General features: G+C 60.4%; 16 protein-coding genes and 4 pseudogenes. 8 read left to right on the top strand and 12 right to left on the bottom strand.

Annotation, left to right across the window (positions count from 1 at the left end; genetic code table 11):
* The first annotated feature begins 472 nt into the window (after positions 1–472).
* From SB822_RS23435 to SB822_RS23445, 3 genes and pseudogenes are all read left to right on the top strand, one after another.
* Complete coding sequence (locus SB822_RS23435; RefSeq protein ID WP_007577956.1) at positions 473–928, top strand: universal stress protein; 456 nt, start codon at positions 473–475, stop codon at positions 926–928.
* A 199-nt stretch (positions 929–1,127) separates the two neighbouring features.
* Entirely contained in the window at positions 1,128–1,286 is a 159-nt protein-coding gene (locus SB822_RS23440; protein ID WP_007577957.1) for a hypothetical protein, read from the top strand.
* 397 nt (positions 1,287–1,683) lie between these two features.
* Positions 1,684–1,908: pseudogene (locus tag SB822_RS23445) on the top strand (YbhB/YbcL family Raf kinase inhibitor-like protein); the annotation flags it as partial.
* Between the two features lie 523 nt (positions 1,909–2,431).
* On the opposite strand, the gene SB822_RS23450 reads toward SB822_RS23445, so the two are convergent.
* Positions 2,432–2,635: a cold-shock protein gene (locus SB822_RS23450; RefSeq protein ID WP_007577962.1), complete on the bottom strand. Its 204-nt coding sequence runs from the start codon at positions 2,633–2,635 to the stop codon at positions 2,432–2,434.
* A gap of 431 nt (positions 2,636–3,066) precedes the next feature.
* The gene (locus tag SB822_RS23455) at positions 3,067–4,455 is read right to left on the bottom strand and encodes a hypothetical protein (protein ID WP_090837532.1); all 1,389 of its coding nucleotides are present in this window, start codon (positions 4,453–4,455) and stop codon (positions 3,067–3,069) included.
* A 253-nt stretch (positions 4,456–4,708) separates the two neighbouring features.
* On the opposite strand from SB822_RS23455, the gene SB822_RS23460 reads away from it, so the two are divergent.
* On the top strand, positions 4,709–4,903 hold the full coding sequence (locus SB822_RS23460) for a hypothetical protein (RefSeq protein ID WP_079482161.1): 195 nt from the start codon (positions 4,709–4,711) through the stop codon (positions 4,901–4,903).
* Positions 4,904–4,967: 64 nt separating this feature from the next.
* Here the strand turns inward: SB822_RS23460 and SB822_RS23465 are convergent, their stop codons facing one another.
* Positions 4,968–5,588: a hypothetical protein gene (locus tag SB822_RS23465; RefSeq protein WP_007577964.1), complete on the bottom strand. Its 621-nt coding sequence runs from the start codon at positions 5,586–5,588 to the stop codon at positions 4,968–4,970.
* A gap of 519 nt (positions 5,589–6,107) precedes the next feature.
* On the bottom strand, positions 6,108–6,269 hold the full coding sequence (locus tag SB822_RS23470) for a hypothetical protein (protein ID WP_236674096.1): 162 nt from the start codon (positions 6,267–6,269) through the stop codon (positions 6,108–6,110).
* Between the two features lie 185 nt (positions 6,270–6,454).
* On the opposite strand from SB822_RS23470, the pseudogene SB822_RS23475 reads away from it, so the two are divergent.
* A pseudogene (locus SB822_RS23475) lies at positions 6,455–7,150 on the top strand (tannase/feruloyl esterase family alpha/beta hydrolase); the annotation flags it as partial.
* A gap of 118 nt (positions 7,151–7,268) precedes the next feature.
* Here SB822_RS23475 and gnd read toward each other — a convergent pair.
* Complete coding sequence (gene gnd / locus SB822_RS23480; protein WP_079499630.1) at positions 7,269–8,294, bottom strand: phosphogluconate dehydrogenase (NAD(+)-dependent, decarboxylating); 1,026 nt, start codon at positions 8,292–8,294, stop codon at positions 7,269–7,271.
* A 246-nt stretch (positions 8,295–8,540) separates the two neighbouring features.
* Here gnd and SB822_RS23485 point away from each other — a divergent pair.
* Both SB822_RS23485 and SB822_RS23490 read left to right on the top strand, forming a co-directional pair.
* Positions 8,541–9,044, top strand: a pseudogene (locus SB822_RS23485) (extracellular solute-binding protein); the annotation flags it as partial.
* 160 nt (positions 9,045–9,204) lie between these two features.
* Positions 9,205–9,618: pseudogene (locus SB822_RS23490) on the top strand (carbohydrate ABC transporter permease); the annotation flags it as partial.
* A 144-nt stretch (positions 9,619–9,762) separates the two neighbouring features.
* Here SB822_RS23490 and SB822_RS23495 read toward each other — a convergent pair.
* From SB822_RS23495 to SB822_RS23525, 7 genes are all read right to left on the bottom strand, one after another.
* Positions 9,763–11,208: a DEAD/DEAH box helicase gene (locus SB822_RS23495; protein ID WP_090837478.1), complete on the bottom strand. Its 1,446-nt coding sequence runs from the start codon at positions 11,206–11,208 to the stop codon at positions 9,763–9,765.
* A gap of 210 nt (positions 11,209–11,418) precedes the next feature.
* Positions 11,419–12,180: an IclR family transcriptional regulator gene (locus SB822_RS23500; protein ID WP_039901758.1), complete on the bottom strand. Its 762-nt coding sequence runs from the start codon at positions 12,178–12,180 to the stop codon at positions 11,419–11,421.
* Between the two features lie 167 nt (positions 12,181–12,347).
* Positions 12,348–13,100: an amino acid ABC transporter ATP-binding protein gene (locus tag SB822_RS23505; protein ID WP_007590042.1), complete on the bottom strand. Its 753-nt coding sequence runs from the start codon at positions 13,098–13,100 to the stop codon at positions 12,348–12,350.
* Positions 13,097–13,744, bottom strand: a complete 648-nt coding sequence (locus SB822_RS23510; RefSeq protein WP_007590043.1) for an amino acid ABC transporter permease — start codon at positions 13,742–13,744, stop codon at positions 13,097–13,099. Before SB822_RS23510 ends, SB822_RS23505 begins: the two co-directional genes overlap by 4 nt.
* A gap of 44 nt (positions 13,745–13,788) precedes the next feature.
* Entirely contained in the window at positions 13,789–14,508 is a 720-nt protein-coding gene (locus tag SB822_RS23515; protein ID WP_090837534.1) for an amino acid ABC transporter permease, read from the bottom strand.
* A 49-nt stretch (positions 14,509–14,557) separates the two neighbouring features.
* On the bottom strand, positions 14,558–15,391 hold the full coding sequence (locus SB822_RS23520) for a transporter substrate-binding domain-containing protein (RefSeq protein ID WP_007739337.1): 834 nt from the start codon (positions 15,389–15,391) through the stop codon (positions 14,558–14,560).
* A 589-nt stretch (positions 15,392–15,980) separates the two neighbouring features.
* Positions 15,981–16,886, bottom strand: a complete 906-nt coding sequence (locus SB822_RS23525) for a sterol desaturase family protein (protein WP_090837480.1) — start codon at positions 16,884–16,886, stop codon at positions 15,981–15,983.
* A 390-nt stretch (positions 16,887–17,276) separates the two neighbouring features.
* On the opposite strand from SB822_RS23525, the gene SB822_RS23530 reads away from it, so the two are divergent.
* Complete coding sequence (locus tag SB822_RS23530; protein ID WP_090837482.1) at positions 17,277–17,903, top strand: dipeptidase; 627 nt, start codon at positions 17,277–17,279, stop codon at positions 17,901–17,903.
* The last annotated feature ends 99 nt before the right edge of the window (positions 17,904–18,002 follow it).

The following is an 18,002-nucleotide window of genomic DNA, read 5'->3' on the forward strand; positions in this document are numbered from 1 at the left end:
TTGAAGTGGGATTGATTCAGGATGGTTGGTTGCAGCGTCGAACTGGATCCGTTCGAGCCTTTCGGATATCGAAGCTTTCTTGCTTGCTGGTTGGCCCGTCATCGTGCGGTCCGGCTCAGTTCTGGCCACATTCAGCCATTCTGCACCGCCTCCAAAATCGTCAACCATCAATCAACGCGCATCCAGTAGCCCACGTTACCAGGGCACGTGCATTCCAGCCATTGCTCAATTCAACCGGCGACACGCACAGCTTTTCCAATTCACTCGTTTACTTGACAGGGCACTTGCACCATTCTGCAATGTACATGTTGCGTTTTTCACCGGATAGCGAGAGCCTTTTACGGCAATCGTGCGCTGGGCGAACGAGGTTTCCGTGCTGCGCCAAGTGTGTCATGACGCGCTTATGGACAGCCGCAAATGGTCCCGCGTGTCGCGGAGGTGTGAATCCGATCTTCGAGGAGTATCTGTAACCATGTTCAATATTCTCCTCGTCCCGCTGGACGGCTCACCCCAGACTGTCCACGTCGTCGAGCTGGCCGGCCGTGTGGCGGCACCCGGTACGGCAACCGTACACCTTCTATGCGTTGTCGACCCATCCTACGCGTTGCCTCCCGGTTGCGAGGACGGTGTCGCGCCCGATGGCCTGACCTATCCGTGCGCACATGCGCAGACGTCTTTCGCACAATCCGTCCTGGCTGCAGCAGCTGCACAGCTCGCCGCCCGGAATCTTACGGTGGAGCAGCATTTCTGCGCGGGAAATCCACCCGAAGTCATCGTCGAACAAGCCCGGCAGCTGACTGCGGAAGTCATCGTGATGGGACATCACCATCTGTCACGGCTACGCCGCTGGGCCAACCAGTCAACCTGCGGAATAGTCATCGAGAAGGCGCCCTGTGCGGTACTGATCGAAACCCGGGAGAAGGGCTAACCTCAGGATCCCAGGCAGAGGAGCGTCCGTTTTGGGGAAATACGACCGTCTCTGCAGGGTCGACTTGGGACGCCGGCGCTCCGCGTAGGCGCAAGCGCGCGTGTTGATGCGAGCGGAAATCGTGCGCTTGCATCGCACGGCACTTCGTAACCGCTGACCTACAATATAAGCATGGTCGCGACCTAATAAGGAGGCTGCCATGACTCAGTCTACGATCTACTTCATTGTCGGCCTGGCGGTCTTGTTGGTCGCCGGGTTCATGGTGGCACAACGTTACAGGCGCGATCACCCGGCAGAGGGGATGGCCCAGTGGCTTGATTCGCACCATATGGGTTGGCTGCACCGGCACAAACATTGATGCCGCATTGCAAAACGAGAGGCCCCGCATTCCAGCGGGGCTTCGTGCGATATGTCGGAACTTCCAATCATCTGCAGTGGTTCTCCTGCTTGTCGCACTTCTGCGACCCGTGCGCGTTACTTATCAACCAAAGCCATCTCTGCTCGGGCGGCACTTATGTGACGATGAGCAGCACTTCGATTTCCGCCGCGATTCGCGCAGGGCGCGCACCAATCACCGGCCGCCGTGATGAGCAGGGTACGTGACGGTGAGGGACTTCAACGTGCCCGACACTCACCTCAAGCGCTGTGCAAAAGCGGCCTGGGCACGGGCCTCGCGTTCCTTACCGGCGCGCTCGCTCACCTTGCTGATCTTCCCACCGGGACAGCCATCCATCGTTGCTGCCTAGGAGCGCGTCATGACCCTGACGCTAACGTCGCAAGCGTTCCGGCAGAACGGCGAGATTCCCGTGCAGCATACCTGCCAGGGCGCCGATGTATCGCCGCCGCTCGAGTGGTCGGGCGTGCCCGCGAACACAAAAAGCCTGGCGCTGATCGTCGACGACCCTGACGCGCCGGACCCGGCCGCGCCGAAAATAACCTGGGTACATTGGGTGCTCTACAACATCCCGCCGACGGCAACTCGGGGTAGTCGTCCTTTTTTGCGCACAATCTGGCGCTCTGATTCTGAGAGCACATACTGATCAATGACTTGGTTTTCTCGACAGTCGTCGACACGCAGCAGCCTTGCTGCAAGCGGCTCTGCGCGATGCTTGCCGACTGAAAAACGGGTCGCCGGGAGGGACTGTTGTTAGAGAGGCCATGCGTGGTTACGACGCTTTGCGCGAGCGAGCGAGAATGCGAGCGACAAGCGGACGTGGACGAGAGGGTAATTGCGAGGACGAGAAAAGCGGTGGCGGAACGCACCAGCGGAGGAGGCGCCCCATAATCCGGCAGTGCCTGCGCCGACCAGTGATAGCCCCTCGGCACTCGGTCGTCGTGATTTACGCGGCCTGATTGGGCGAGCGGGTCATGAGCAGGACTTGTCCGTCCTGCCCGTATCGGGGCCCATGGAATGCCGTCACGCTTACGGACTCCTGACACACCGAACGTGAGAAATGTGACCCGCGCGGGGCGGGTTACGCGCCAGGATAACGCGCGTGCCGGTTACACAGGCTTGATATTTGCGGCCTGCTTGCCCTTCGGTCCCATCTTCACTTCGAAGCTTACTTTCTGGTTTTCCTGCAATGACTTGAAGCCTTCAGTCTTGATTTCGGAGAAGTGGGCGAACAGGTCTTCGCCGCCTTCGTCCGGCGTGATGAAACCAAAGCCCTTCGCATCGTTAAACCATTTCACTGTACCAGTTGCCATTTTTTGAACCTGTAGATGTTGAAAATCGCATTCGCGAACGCGGTACGGCACGGAGCGTCCGCCCGCGACCGAAGACTTTTTACCACGTCGGGATGATACCTGCCAATCAGGAGGTGCACGGACAGCACACGGCACGCTTTCCGGGGGGGGGGGCTAACCGGTTCAAGCGCCGGTCGTTCTGGCCAACGGCGGCTGCGGCATCGGGTGCTGTTGCGGATTAGTGAGTCACCGCGACAACCGTTTCCTGTCGCCACGGGGACTGATTCAATTCAGTATTATCCTCGGTAGCGTGGCGCTCATGGCCGGTCAGCGACGGGATTCGTGGTGGATCGCCGACCCGAAACGGGGTGATTTTTCGCGCACCGGGCCCGGGCCACCCCGATGCGCTTTATGCGTCATGGCACGAGGCGGCGTGGCACGGTGCCATCGACTCACAACAGGACCGCTTGCTGCAAAAGTTCCAGCGCTTTCAATTCGTCCAATCGACCCGTGCGTGCTTTACCTGCTAGCGTCTTGATCAATGCTTCCGCTATCGGTTCAATACCGTGAAGATTGTCCAGGCTGGTCACGGAAGAGAAGGGCAGCGGCACCGGGTTTCGCTGCGGTATTGCGGAGGCGGGGAGCGACTCACGGGTTGCCGGTGTGGCTGCCGGTGCCTCGCCATTACTTTCTTCAGGTGTGCGGCCGGCAAGGTCGTCGGGGAAATCATTCACATGATCTTGCGGGCTGACGACGATTGTCTCTTGCTCTCCTGCGGCATCCGCCGAAACAGGCGAGGGGCTTTCCGAATCGCGCAGGTCGCCCGCACGTAAGCGCTTCGTGTGCGCCTTCGCTTTGGTGAGCTTCTTCCCTGGCGCGCCATCGTCTGTTGCGGTCGCAAGCGGCTCGTGTTGTTGAACGGATACGCGACCGCGCGAAGCAGGGGTAAGCATATGCGACACCGACTCTGGAATCTCGGCTTCGGAGCGCGGCGTGTCCAGCCAGCCGATTGGCAAACCAAGCCGCTCCGTGAACCGGTGTGCTTCGACACTGTCCATGCGTTTCTTGCCATGTAGCCGATCGGCTATGTTGAATCCGCTCATCTCCATGACCACGCCAAGTCTTACTTTCGATCCATTGCGGCTCGTGAGAACGTGGAGGTTAGCGCGTCGGATGTTTTCTACCTCGGCGCTGTCGCTCAATGCCAGCGGTTGCTGTTGGGGCGTTTTAGGAGACGCCTTGTCTTTCGAAGGCGAAGCTTTGAGCGGTACATGAGGTTTAGGCTGTTCGGCCGTTCCGCTTCGACTGTTCTTGACGGCTCTGGGCGACCCGCCCGCTACTTTCTTTGGCATTTGCGCTTCCTGGGACAAACTATCTTTAGGAAATGGTTGCTGATCGACGTTCAGGGCAGAAGCCGGCTTAAGTGCTTCCGCCTCTACGTCGGGTCCGTCGTCCGTTTGAACGAAGTCGAGCGGTGACTTCAGGCGTGCAATGATCTCGGCCGCGAGCGCAGGATTGGGCTGGTCAAAAAAGCCATGCGGCAAGCCAAGCGTGGTTTCCATGTGAAAGGCGGTCTCGGGCGTGAACCTCTCGCCCTTCATCAGTTCGCCCACGCGCGTCATGTTCGATTCAAGTGCTATCGCGATATTCTCTGCGCCTACCGCATCGACCAGAAACTGAAAAGATCGTGTTTTGAAAATGGAGGCAGTCTGGGCGGAGTCGCGGGGAGGCGCCTTCGCATACGGTTGTCCCTGCCGGTTGGGCGGAGATTTTTTTTCGTGGCGAGGACGGCGTTGGCCGTTGTCCCGGGATCCCGCATATCGCCCGCGGGCTTGACTCATAACGTAGGGCTCCATGCGAAGTTGATATTCTGAAATTATAGAGGAGGCAATGTCGTCATCTGATGCGTCGGTCGCTACCTATGCGTCTCCGCCGGGCGTCCAGCGCCAAAACGGCCGTCCTCATGCTGTCACATTTCGACGTTAAGCTTTCCCACCCTCCGTATTAAATCCACGGTTGTGTGGGTCGTCATCGAACGCCACGTCACTGGAAACCTGACGACCAGCGTTTCTCTCTTTGCATCAGGAGCATCCCGTGCTGAGCGCCCACGAATTCGCAACATTGATGCTGGTCAGGGACTCCGCCGATCACATTGCCGATCGGGAAGAACTTGGTACGCTGCTTGAACGCCAGCTTGTCGCACTGGAGCGACTTGCGGGCGGCGCGGTACGCCCTCGCATCACGGAGGACGGAGAGTCTCTTCTCCGTCACCTTGCCTTTATCCATTGATGAGCGAAATCCGTCGGGTGCCTCTCGGGATCTTCCAGCCGCCCGACCCGCAGGCGGTAGCGCCTCAACGCAGCGCTTCCAGACGGCGTTGGCAACGTTTGTCATCTCCACCGCGTCGATAGCTCTGCATGGCCTTTGTGCGGTCCGGGACAACGCTCCTGTCTTCTGCACCCCACACGCGCTCCCAGAAAAGTCCGAGATTGTGCGCTGAGGCTTTGTGCCCCAGTTCAATGGCCTGCTCGTAGAGCGAGCGCGCACGGCTCACGTCCACCTGCATGCCCCGCCCGAGCCGTGCGCTGTCGGCCAGCGCGGCGGCGGCCAAGCCGCGCAGACGATCCTCTGCGGTTTCATCCTTCATCACGTCTTCAAGAATCGCGTTGCCTCTCTCAAAGTCCGCCTCTCCTCCTGTTGGTGTGACGAGGGATATGGCCATTGCCGTTCGCCAGGCCGGATGGCGGTTCGCGCCAACGCGCTCCAGTAACCATCGACCCAGATAGGGTGCGTGGCTTAACGTGCTGGTGAGAAGTGCGTTTGCGATTGCGGCGAGCGACTCCGGTGACAGGAATCCGGTCTTGTTTGCCGCAATGACGTGGCGGGAGAATTTTTCGACATCCAGTGTAGGGTCGGCGCGGCGCAACTGATGCCATTCGCGCTCGATTGCTCCGACCCAGCTTTCCATTTGCATGGTGAGCGATCCCGTGGTGAAGAATGCACCTGATTCTAGCTCACCTTTTGCGGATTGCAACCACATCGGTAGGGAAGGGGCGACTCAATGCAACCTGAGACATTTCGACGACTACGTGAGGATGGGCCACTATCTCTCCTGTGGCTCCCGAGGAACGATCAGGGTTGTCCACGGACGGGCAGCGGGGCGCCTCTCTCGCCCATGAAATCCCTATCCCACTGCAACCTTGATGCTGGTCAAGGACTCCGCCGACCAGGTTGCCGACCGGACGGAACTCGACACACTATTCGACCGCCAGTTGGTCGCAATGGAGTAACTGGCGGGCGGGGGCGTGCTGCCTCGCGTGACTCAGGACGGGATTCCCTGCTTCGTATTCTTTCGCGCATGCACTGACATGTCGATCCATATGGAGCATCGCCCGAATCGGGCAGTCAGTACGCGGTCATCGGATTGATGTGGGGAGGGGACGGACCGTTCGTTGCCATTCGCCGATCGATACGATGACCGTTGGGGAAGCCCTCAATGTCGATGATGCATCAGATCGACGTAATGGGTATCAAGCCATCGGCTTGATCGTCCCTCGCTTGTGTTCCCGTGATGGCGGGTGGCAAGCCACAGCACCACGCCGACCATCAACATCACCGCCGGACCCATCAGGTACGCCATAAACGTTTCACTCACGACATCCTCCTTCAGGTCGTCGCCGCACTTACATTCTAGGCGACGGCCCACGCCAACGCGCACCCGCCCGTTGCCACTCGCGTTGAATCGCGCCATTGCAATGTCCAGCCTGACGCCAGCCGCGGATGGCAGATTGATGCAAGTGTTCGCCGCTCAAGCACAGATTGGGTAAATTGCTTCGCTGCGATCGCAGCTATTTCGGCGGCTGCTCAAACGGCGGGCGTCATGCGATGGTCGCAGCGGCGAGGTCGTCGGCGGAGTACGACGGCATCATTGCCGGCGACCCGGGCTTTCATTTACCGAAGGCGCCGATCGGCGAAATGTGGGGCGCGCAGCAGTTCGCGAAAGTCGCGACGGCAACGACGACGAACGGTCAGCCCGACATCAAGACGGGTTGTACGGCTGCCGAGCGGCAACTGGTGGCGTCGAGAATCGTCGCGAAGTGCGATGCGCTCGACGGCGTCGCAGACGGCATGGTGCACGACATCAACGCGTGTCAGGCGAACTTCAGCCTTGCCAACGACGTGCCGACCTGCTCCAGCAACGTGCGCGACGGCACTTGTCTGAACGCCGCGCAGAAGGACGCGATCGGCAATGTGTTCTCCGGCGCGCGCAACAGCGCCGGTGCCGCGCTCTACGCGAGCTTTCCATACGACGCCGGTATCAACGGCGCGAATTGGACCTTGTGGAAGCAGAGCAATTCGATCGCGCTCGATCCCGCGGCGGCCGCCTTCACATTCACGATGCCGCCGCAGAGCGCATCGTTGCTCAGCCAGTTGTCCTCGTACGCGCGGAACTTCGGCATGGACACCGATGCGCCGAAAATCTTCGCCACCAGTGGCGTCTACTCGGAATCGTCGTGGTCGTTCATGACGCCGCCTGGAGCATCACCATGAGATCAACGGCGGGGCAAAAACAAAGGGGCAGAGGATTGTGGCTCCCGGCCCCTTCGTTTCTGGACAGGGCGGCGATACACATGCGTGCACCGCCGCCTTTCCCTTAAGTGGTCGGAGCGCCTGGCTTTTCCGCATGACCGCCGAAGTCCTTGCGCATTGCGGAGAGCACGCGATTCGCGAACTCCGCTTCGCCGCGCGACGTGAAGCGTGCGAAAAGCGCGGCGCTTAGCACTGGCACGGGCACGCCTTCGTCAATCGCGGCATCAATAGTCCAGCGGCCTTCGCCCGAATCCGATACACGACCCGCGAAGTCCTTCAAATCGCCGTCGCGCGACAGCGTGCCCGCAATCAGGTCGAGCAGCCACGAGCTAATCACGCTCCCACGCCTCCACAGTTCGGAGATATCGCCCAGATTCAGGTCGTACTGATAGAACTGCGGGTCGCGCAGCGGCGAGGTTTCCGCATCGATTTCGCGCGACTGCTTGCCCGCGTTCGCGTGTCGCAGGATGTTCAATCCTTCCGCATACGCGGCCATCAGCCCGTACTCGATGCCGTTGTGGACCATCTTGACGAAGTGGCCAGCCCCTTGCGGTCCGCAATGCAGGAAGCCCTGTTCGGCCGTGCTGCCGTCCTGCTGACGGTCCGCGTTGCGCGGCGCGGCGGCAGCGCCCGGCGCGAGCGCGGCAAACACCGGTTCGAGATGCTTCACGATGTCCGTCTCGCCGCCGATCATCAGGCAATAGCCGCGTTCGCGGCCCGCGACGCCGCCGCTTGTGCCGACATCGACGTAATGCAGTTTTTTCGCGCCGAGTTCGTTGCCGCGGCGGATGTCATCGTGATAGTGCGAGTTGCCGCCGTCGATCACGATGTCGCCCGGCTCCAGCAACGGCACCAGTTTTTCGAGCGTCGAATCGACCACGGCCGCAGGCACCATGAGCCACACGGCGCGCGGCTTTTCCAGTCTGGCGACCAGATCTTCGAGCGTCGACGCGCCGGCAATGCCCTCCTGCTGGAGGCGCTGCACCGCTGCGGGCTGGACGTCGAACACGACACACTGCTGACCGCCCTGCGAAAGCCGCCGCACCATGTCGGCGCCCATGCGTCCAAGTCCAATCATTCCAAGTTGCATGTGCCGCTCCCAAAATATGTGTTGAGCGAGATCTCACACGCGCGGCCTCTTTGCATGAGCGGCATCGTGTCCGTCGACCGGTGCGCGCGATGTGCGGCGTGTGCTTCTACGCAGAGCGCGCGACAGCGGGAAAAGTTCCGGCCAGCGCGTTCATCAAGAGTAGCAGTTCCGTCGGGAAACCCCTGGACTGGAAATCGAAAATTCGCTTTGATCTTCTTAGCGTCAGGTTTTCGTTGAAGCCGTTCGAGCAAGGCCCAGTCACAGGTCGCGGACAAGGTCGGCTTTGCCGCCGCACCAGTCGCCGTCACGCCCAAGGGCTCCCACTGGCTGTGGTCGTGGTCGTTCGCGATTCCTAAGACTTCGAGGTCGCAGGAGGCGGCGAAGAAGTTTGCCGAGTGGGCAACGTCGAAGCAATACATCGAGCTGGTCGCAAAGGACGAAGGCAGGGCATCGGTGCCGCCGGGGACGCGCAAGTCAACCCACGCACGTCCGGAATACAAACAGGCTGCACCGTTTGGCGACTTCGTCCTGAAGGCCATCGAAACGGCAAATCCGAATGATTCGAAGCTCAAGAAGGCGCCTTACACCGGCGTCCAGTTCGTAGGAATCCCTGAATTCCAGTCGTTCGGCACCGTGGTGGGCCAGGCCATCGCGGGGGTCGTAGCTGGACAGACCGACGTGCCGACAGCGCTGAAGGCGGGCAATGCAGCCGCCGACCGCGCAGTGCGGCAGGGCGGCTATCAGAAGTAGCCGTAACGCATCGAAATTGCGGGGCGCTGGCAACGGCCGGCGCTGCCGCGCACTCCCAACGGAGACAGTCATGCAGCAAGTTGCTTCCTCCGCTCATCCGCCAGCCGCGGAGGCTGGTGGATTCGACCGGAAAGGCGCGTCTTCGGCGCGCTGGCTCGTCATGCCGTCCGTAGGCGTTCTCGTCTTATGGATTGCGATTCCTCTCGCGATGACGATCTGGTTTTCGTTCTCGCGCTACAACCTGCTGAATCCGGACGTAAAGGGCTTCGCGGGTCTCGAAAACTACACGTTTCTTCCCAGTGACCCGTCCTTCGGCCCATCGATCCTGCACACGATGCAGTTGATCATCTCGGTGCTGGTGATCACGGTGGTCGGCGGCGTGCTGTTCTCGGTGCTGTTCGACCGCAAGTTCTACGGGCAGGGCGTCGCGCGGCTGCTCGCCATCGCGCCGTTCTTCGTGATGCCGACGGTCTCCGCGCTGATCTGGAAGAACATGATCCTGCACCCGGTGTATGGGCTCATCGCGCAAGGCATGCGTGCCTTCGGTACGACACCGATCGACGGGTTCGCCGACCGTTCGGCCCCGAAGTTGTTATGAATCCTGGATTCAGTGCGCCGTTACCCGCCGACCTGATGCACGCCGAAGCCGCGCCGCTGTCTGCTAGCGGGCCGCAAACCGCCAGCCTGTTCCAGGGCTGGCGTTACTCGTCCCCATGGATCAGGGTTGGCGTTTGCCGCGGCCACCAGCGGGTTTGCCAGCCGGCTTACGTGAACCCGCAACTGGCTTGCTGGCGGGTTTGCTGCGTGGCTTTCGCACGCTGAATGGGTTACCGCTGGACAAGCTTGTGCCTTTACCCGCGGCCACAGCGCGCTGCGCCGCAGGCTTGCGTTTGTTTTCGCCACTTTGCGGGCGCGGGTTTTTGCTGGGCACCTGCACGGCGCCCGGCGCAGCTTGCGGCACTTTGGGCTTCTTGGGTTTTTTGGGTTTCTTGATGATCTGGCCCGTCGCGCTGGTTTGCGGCACGCGGTGTTCGGCTTCAAAACCCGGCTCTTCTTCACGGGGCAGCGTTTGCCGGATCAGCGCTTCAATCGCGGCCAGTTGTGGCGCTTCATCGGCACACACAAGGGACACCGCCACGCCGCTGGCGCCCGCGCGGCCGGTACGGCCAATACGGTGCACATAGTCTTGCGCCACGATCGGCAGATCAACGTTGATTACCAGCGGCAGGTCGTCGATGTCCAGGCCGCGCGCAGCCACATCGGTGGCTACCAGCATATTGACTTCGCCCGTCTTGAAGCGCTCCAGCGCACGCAGGCGCGCGGGTTGCGGTTTGTCGCCGTGGATGGTGTCGACCGCATAGCCCGCTTCATCCAGCATGGCCGCCAGGTAATCCACGCCATTGCGGGTTTTGACGAACACCAGCGCGTGCTCCCAGTGGTTCTCAGCCACAAGGTGCATGAAGAGGTCAGGCTTGTTCTTTTTATCCACCGTCACCACCCACTGCTTGATCTTGCTGGCCGTGGCATTGGGCGGGCTGACGCTGATATTGACCGGGCCGCGCAAAATGCCCGCCGCCATGGCGCGGATATCATCGGTAAACGTGGCAGAGAACAGCAGGGTCTGGCGCTGAGTGGGCAAGGCAGCAAAGACGGCGTTGAGTTCGCGCGCAAAACCCAGATCCAGCATGCGGTCGGCTTCATCCAGCACCAGCGTTTGTACTTGATCAAACTGCACTGCGTTCTGGCGATTGAGATCTAGCAAACGGCCCGGCGTGGCAACGAGCACATCCACGCCTTTGCGCAACTTCATCATCTGCGGGTTGATACTCACACCGCCGTAGGCGGCCAGAAATCGTAAGTCGAGGCCTTTGCCGTAAGCGATAAAGCTTTGCAGCAGTTGTTCGGCCAGTTCACGCGTGGGCACCAGCACCAGAACACGCGCGCGGTTGCTGGACACCGCCGGGCCGTGTTGCACCAGCCGTTGCAACAGCGGCAGCGCAAAACCCGCCGTTTTGCCAGTGCCCGTCTGTGCCGCAGCCATGACGTCCTTGCCACTGAGCACAGCAGGAATCGCCTTGACCTGCACCGGCGTAGGTGTCTGGTAATTGAGGTCCTGCACATTACGCAGCAAGGGATCGATCAGGCCAAGCGAGGCAAAAGACATGGGCGTATTCCGGCTAAAACCGCAATTCTAGCGGTTGCCGCGCTGATTGCGCCGCGCAGATCAATGGTCAAAAAAATCGACGTTGATCGCCACTGAAAAGCGTAGCGGTGCCGGGCGCCGCGCCGGCAAACTGACAACGATGCTAGAAAGGGGGCGCGACGGCGGGTTCAGGTTACTGTTGCTGCGGCGCGTGCGTCTCAAGGGACGGATTCAGGTACGCATGGATGGCTGCGACAACGACTTCGCGGAGGCAATCAGATCGTCGAGCATCGCGGCACGCTGGCTGGGATCGGTGTTGCGTCCCGTCATGAAGCACAGCGCCGCGATGGGCAGGCCAGTGCGATCGCGAACAGGCGCGGCCATGCACAGCCGGAACGACATCGACAGACCCTCCGTGCAGCAATAGCCCTGGGCTGCCGCATCGCGAACGTCCCGCATGAAGTCGTCGAACCCGATGCGGCGACCGTCAACCAGCACGTAGTCTTCGTCTGGAATCAGCGCATGGACGTCGTCGTCGGTCAGATGTCCGAGCAACAGGCGACCCGTCGCCGTCCACGGAATCGGCACCTTCACGCCGATATCGGACGTGATGTTGAACGGGCGCGCGCTGTTTTCCGACAGCACCACGGTGTACTTGTTGCCTTCGAGCATGCATAGTTGTGCGGTCTCGTCGTACTTGCGCACGAGACCGAGTATGGTCTGATGCGCGCGGCTGATGAGATCATTGTGCATCGCGTAATCGGCGCCGTAGTAGTGCATCTCGCGCCCGAAAAACACGCTGCCGTCGGCGCCCGTTTCGAGCCACCCCGCCTCCGTGAGAATCGTGACCAGCTCGTAGACGCTCGAGCGCGGCGCACCCGTTGCCTCGATCAACTCCCTCATCGTCAGTGGACGCCGCGCAGTATGCAGTTCCCTGAAAATGCCGATCACGCGGTCCACTCCCCGGGCCCGTGACGATTCTGGTGCAGACATTGCGTAGACTCCGTCGGCGATAGGAATCGCAGTTCGTTCTCGTGTTGTCGTTGTTCGTGCTTTCGCGTGCGTTTCCCGCAGCGCGCGTTTAACGGACCCTGGGCCGGACTGCCGCATTTCTCGCGGCAGCACCCATCAGAGACCGACGCGCCGATCGATGCGATGCTTCAATGATCGAGCACGCGGTGCAGGAACTGCTGCGTCCGTTCGTTCTTCGGCGTGACGAAGATCTCCTCCGGCACGCCCTGTTCGGCGATCACGCCTTTGTCCATGAACACGACGCGGTCCGCCGTCTTGCGCGCGAAGCCCATCTCGTGCGTGACGACGACCATCGTCATGCCGTCCCGCGCAAGTCCACGCATGACTTCCGTCACTTCGCCGACCAGTTCCGGGTCCAACGCGGATGTCGCTTCGTCGAAGAACATGATGCCGGGCTCGACAGCCAGCGCCCGCGCAATCGCTACACGCTGCTGCTGCCCGCCCGACAACTGGCTCGGATAGTGCTCGGCACGATCGGCGAGGCCCACGCGGTCGAGCACGTCCATCGCGCGTTTGCGCGCGTCGACGGCACTCATCTTGCGCGCCTTGATCAGCGCGAGCGTCACGTTGCCGAGCGCGGTCTTGTGCGGAAACAGATTGAACTGCTGGAACACCATGCCGACATGACCGCGGATTTCCTTTGCGCGGCGCACATCGTGCAGCGGAACATCGTTGACCCAGACTTCGCCCGAATCGGCCGTTTCGAGGCCGGCCATGATGCGCAGCACCGTGCTCTTGCCCGAACCGGATGCGCCGATCAGCACGAGCACTTCGCCGGGGCGCACCTCGAGATTGATTTCCTTGAGCACCTTCGTGGCGCCGAACGACTTGCTCACGCCGTTCAGGTTGATGACTGGCTTGGACCCGATGGATGTGGTCATGACAACAGGCTCCTACGATCATGGTGGCGCACCCACTGCGACAGCGGGAAACACACGACGAAATACAGTACGGCGACGAGTCCGTAGATTTCGACCGGCTTGCCGACGCGGTCGACGATGGCCTGACCGCCATGCATCAGCTCGGACATGCCGATCATGCTGACGATCGACGTATCCTTGATCAGCGACAGGTACTGGCCGATCAGCGGCGGCAACACGATCTTGCCCGTCTGCGGCAACACGACCGAGAAGAACGTCTGTGTCTTGCCAAGGCCGAGAATCTGCGAGACTTCCCATTGCCCTTTGGGCACGGCTTCGATGCCCGAGCGGAACACTTCGGCGATATATGCGCCCTGATACACGCTCAAGCCGACCACGCCCGCCGCGAACACATCGATCGCATAGCCGAAGTACGACACACCGAAATAGATGAACATCAGCGTGATGAGCACGGGTGTGCCGCGAAACAGTTCGGTGTAGAGCTTCGCGACGCGCGCGCTGCCCCATGGTCCGAACGAGCGCAACACGGCGGCGAGCAGGCCGATCAGCGTGCCGCCGACAATCGATGCCGCAGATAGCAGCAAGGTCGTGACCAGTCCTTGAAGCAGGATCGACAGGCTGGTCGTCAGCAGTTCGGTTGACATGGACGGTTTCCCCTTCGATGGGTCAGGTGCGGGCCGGATGCGGTTCAGCTGCGGTTCTCTTGACGCGGAATCAGCAATAGCCGCCTGCGCGTGTGCTGCTTCAGCATTAAGGGCGGCTGGAACACGCGCGCGCCGATCTGCTCCGCGATCCATGACAGGCAATTGCTCATGATCAGATACGCGATCAGCGTGACCGAGAACGTCTGGATATAGAGCAGGGTGCGCGCATTGATCACGGTCGCCGTGCCCGTCAGTTCAGGCAGCGCAATCGCGGAGAGCAGCGACGTGCCAAGCAGCAACTGGATCAGGTTGTTGATGATCGCGGGATAGACGGCGCGCGCCGCTTGCGGCAATACGACTTCGATAAAGACCTGGGCACGCCCAAGGCCGAGAATGCCGGCCGCTTCGATCTGTCCGCGCGGCACCGACTGAATGCCGGCGCGGAAGACCTCTGCCATATACGCACCCACATTCACGCCGAGCGCAATCACGCCCGCCGTATATGCGCTCAGATTCAAGCCCAGCGATGGCAGACCGAAGAAGACGATGAAAATCTGCAGCAGAACGGGTGTATTGCGGATCGTCTCGATATAGCTGCGCGCTACGACGCGCAACGGCGCGAGATGCGAAGCGCCCGCGAGCGCCGTCAGCAGACCGAGAATCTGCGCGACGCAAAATGCGAGCAGCGTGATCTGCAACGTGAGCCACGCGGCCTGGAAGAACTCGGGCACATAGCCCCACAGGGTCAGCCATTGATAACTCATCGCCATTCCTTCGCAAAGTCGGGCTGTCGTTCGCGCCGCGCGTTCGTGTTCAGAACTGCGGGTTCAATGGATAGCGGGGCGGGGTGCCGAACCATTTCGTGTAAAGCTGCGCATTGAGCTTCGACGCGTTGATGTTGAACAGGAACAGGTTCAGGTAGTTCAGCCAGACCTGATCGCCCGCCTTCGCGCCGAACGCGTTGTATTCGAGTGGCACGAGGGCCTCGTTGGTGACGGTCAGCTCCGGGTCCAGCTTCGCCTGATAGGCGAGGAAGTTGTTGTCTTCGATCATCGCGTCGGCCTGGCCCTGCTTGACGGCGAGGATGGCGGCTTCCGAGCTGTCGTATTCCTGGATCTTCACGGGGATGCCCAGCGCACGCACTTCGTCGCCGTTCGTCGATCCCTTGACGGTCGCAATCGTGTGGCCCGACATGTCCTTGACCGACTGGATGCCGCTGCTCTTCTTGACGAGCAGCGCCTCGCTCGCGACGACATACGGCGTCGTGAACGCGATTTCCTTTGCGCGCTCGAGATTGCGTGTGAAGTTGCAGAAGACTACGTCGACTTTGGCGGTCTGCAGATTCGGAATGCGGTTTGCGCTCGTCGTGTTGACCATCTCGAGCTTCACACCCATCTGTTTCGCGAGTTCTTTCGCGAGATCGACGTCGTAACCGTCCGGTTGCCCACTCTTGTCGTAAAAGCCGAATGGCGCGAAGGTCAGACAATCGCCGACACGCAGCGTGCCGCGTTGCAGGACGGCCTGCAAAGTCGAGCCGGTCGCGGCATCCTGGCCAGGCGTCGCGACCTTGGTGCAACCAGTGAGTGCCAGCAGGCCGACGACGGCGGACAAACAGGCGAACCTTACGCTTTCTTTGAACAGTCTCATTTTCGACCCTGTGAGAGGAACCCCAATTTGGACGGAACTCGCGACCAAAGCGGTTATGGCTGCCCGCAGGCGTGAAAACCGATAGATCGCGCACTTGCCTGTTTGTCCGGTATATCGGAACCGAGTCCGGCACAGCAGATGCGGCCCAGTGTTTCACGGAAAAAAACGAATGACAAGCGGGTATACGAGCGCCTTGCGGGGCCACTTGAGGGTGCAGAAGGGAATACCTTTTTCTCCGTGTACAACGAAGGAGCTGCGCAGTACCTTTTGCGACTTCCTCAGGTTCGCGAGGGGCAGACGAGTGGCATGCAGGTGATGCCTCGTAGCCAGTGTCCGGAATGCTGGAGGTTAATGTCTGTCGCCCATCCCGCCTTAACCACGAAAACAATACTATTTATTTCGACGTGCGAAATTAAAAGGGGAAATGTATGGTGCGTCAATCTATCCTGAAAGCTAGTTGATGTCCTGCCCTGTCTGTCGACTGAAAGCGCGTAGCCTGTCGTTTCCGATGCCTGGCATTAGACCGGCGTTGGCCTGAGCACCCCGTCATAGCCATGCTAAAAGTGGCAGCACTTGGGCGTTTAACGTGTTATCGAAAGTCCCCGGATGGCCGTTCGGCGCGATGCCTTAGCTCTTCAGTCGTCTCGCCATCGCCATCTGGTCGCCAACCTGGTGGCTCGACAATGAACCCACAAATATCGCGCACCGAACGCGACGAAAGGAGGTCGCGCCACAACGCACACCAGTGTTCAAACTCAATTGCGAGCATGTTGCCTGTCGTAATCGGCTTGACTAGACCGAAGCGACACGGCACGTCGTGTCGCTCTGCGATATATGTGCCAAAAAGCCGATCGAACACGATCAGCACACCGCCATAGTTGCCGTCCAGGTACTCGAGGTTGCAAGCATGATGCACGCGATGGCTCGAAGGCGTATTGACGATCCATTCGAGCGGGCCGAGGCGTGGAATCCACGTAACATGCAACCAGAATTGATACAGCAGATTGAGCGATAGCAGTGTCAACACGATCTGGGGCGGCATACCGAAAAGCGGTGCAACCAGAAAGAACGCCAACGAACCCGTGAGGCGGCCAGTCCAGCCAAACCGGTATGCTGCAGAAAGATTGAGCTGATTCGGTGAATGGTGCACGGCATGTGTGCACCAGAACCAGCGCATCCGATGCGCGGCGCGGTGATACCAGTAGTAGCAGAATTCCTGGCCGACGAAGCACGCCAGCCAACCACTCCAATGACTGATCGGCAACGTCCAGAGTCTGTGCTGCCAGACCCAGTTCATGGCGGTGCCCCAGAACGCGAGCGGCAGCAACCAGCGCAGCGGATACTCGCGAACGAGAAAATCGGCGACCGACACTGTGGCTGCTTTCCAGTCGTAGCTTTGTCGACCGTACCGGAGAGCAAGAATCAGCGCCTCTGCTACAGAGGCGACGAGAACCATCGCATTAGCGTATTTCAGCAACGCAAGCAAAGCAGCCATAACCGGACCGTCGGTTCGATGATGTCGTCCAGCGTAGACCGCAATCCCATGCGCCGCAACTCGTACCGGAGGCGGTGTCACCAGTTGATCGGTAAGCAGCTTCCGCGAGTCTCAGGCATTGAACGGTCCCGCCACAGTCTCTCCGTAAGTTATTTGTAGACGCGGTGAAAGTGACAAGGGGAAAAATCCGCGATCGCCGCGAGGCTCTCGAGGCTATAAGGCTTGCCCGGTTTCCGTGAGAATCGCTTCTACGACACGAGGGATCCTTCGTAGGTCATCACGTTCGGTAGTTGATTTCACAATGAGACAGCTAAGCTTGCCGGCGCTTGATGAACGGCGCAGGGTTTGCGCATTTTTCGACTGAAGGGCGATTAGAAACCACGCGCGATCATCGCGGCAGAGGGCGCCGATTTCCTGGAGGGACAGCTAGACCATGTCGACGAGGCGTTTTCGCTCCATCAGCTTCGGCATCTTCAATTGACGCATTATCGGGTCAATGAACTCGGCGACATTCAGACAGAGACGCCGGTTCATGGCGGCTTGACCGATTTCGGCGCGGAGGTCGTGCGCCGCTGCAATACGCTCGGGATCGTGGATGTAGCGCATGGCACCTACGATCTCGTGAAGCGGGCGGCGTCCGTCACGACAAAACCACTGGTGCTCTCCCACACGGCGCTGGCAGGACATCCGGGCGCGCGCAGCCGTGTGATCACGGCCGACCATGCGCGCGCTGTCGCTGAGACGGGCGGTGTTATCGGCGTCTGGCCCAGTTCGGGGTCATTCCGCGATCTGGATGGGATGGCGCACGGCTTCAGACGCATGGCGGATGTGGTGGGCGTCGAACACGTGGGCCTGGGAACGGATTTGCTCGGCTTTATCTCGCCTCCCGTGTTCCGTAGCTATGAGCAGCTACCAGCGCTGGGCACGGCACTGCTTGCCGCTGGATTTTCACAGGCAGAGACAGGGCAGATTCTCGGTGGCAATTATCGGCGCGTGTTTGAGGCCTCGGTAATTTGACTACGCATCATCTCGACGATAGCGGGAGCATCGAATACCCAGCCTACGTACGAAGGATGACGGCGTCGGCTCGCAAACAGTACCGGCCGAATCGAAAAC

Origin of the sequence: Paraburkholderia sp. SIMBA_054 (assembly GCF_046534875.1) — a bacterium.
Lineage (GTDB): Bacteria > Pseudomonadota > Gammaproteobacteria > Burkholderiales > Burkholderiaceae > Paraburkholderia > Paraburkholderia hospita.

What these genes read in the sequence shown, in the direction of transcription:
- SB822_RS23435 (WP_007577956.1), top strand. Translation starts at nt 473, where the DNA reads ATGTTCAATATTCTCCTCGTCCCGCTGGACGGCTCACCCCAGACTGTC.
- SB822_RS23440 (WP_007577957.1), top strand. Translation starts at nt 1,128, where the DNA reads ATGACTCAGTCTACGATCTACTTCATTGTCGGCCTGGCGGTCTTGTTG.
- SB822_RS23450 (WP_007577962.1), bottom strand. Translation starts at nt 2,635, where the DNA reads ATGGCAACTGGTACAGTGAAATGGTTTAACGATGCGAAGGGCTTTGGT.
- SB822_RS23455 (WP_090837532.1), bottom strand. Translation starts at nt 4,455, where the DNA reads ATGAGTCAAGCCCGCGGGCGATATGCGGGATCCCGGGACAACGGCCAA.
- SB822_RS23465 (WP_007577964.1), bottom strand. Translation starts at nt 5,588, where the DNA reads ATGCAAATGGAAAGCTGGGTCGGAGCAATCGAGCGCGAATGGCATCAG.
- gnd (WP_079499630.1), bottom strand. Translation starts at nt 8,294, where the DNA reads ATGCAACTTGGAATGATTGGACTTGGACGCATGGGCGCCGACATGGTG.
- SB822_RS23495 (WP_090837478.1), bottom strand. Translation starts at nt 11,208, where the DNA reads ATGTCTTTTGCCTCGCTTGGCCTGATCGATCCCTTGCTGCGTAATGTG.
- SB822_RS23500 (WP_039901758.1), bottom strand. Translation starts at nt 12,180, where the DNA reads ATGTCTGCACCAGAATCGTCACGGGCCCGGGGAGTGGACCGCGTGATC.
- SB822_RS23505 (WP_007590042.1), bottom strand. Translation starts at nt 13,100, where the DNA reads ATGACCACATCCATCGGGTCCAAGCCAGTCATCAACCTGAACGGCGTG.
- SB822_RS23510 (WP_007590043.1), bottom strand. Translation starts at nt 13,744, where the DNA reads ATGTCAACCGAACTGCTGACGACCAGCCTGTCGATCCTGCTTCAAGGA.
- SB822_RS23515 (WP_090837534.1), bottom strand. Translation starts at nt 14,508, where the DNA reads ATGAGTTATCAATGGCTGACCCTGTGGGGCTATGTGCCCGAGTTCTTC.
- SB822_RS23520 (WP_007739337.1), bottom strand. Translation starts at nt 15,391, where the DNA reads ATGAGACTGTTCAAAGAAAGCGTAAGGTTCGCCTGTTTGTCCGCCGTC.
- SB822_RS23525 (WP_090837480.1), bottom strand. Translation starts at nt 16,886, where the DNA reads ATGGCTGCTTTGCTTGCGTTGCTGAAATACGCTAATGCGATGGTTCTC.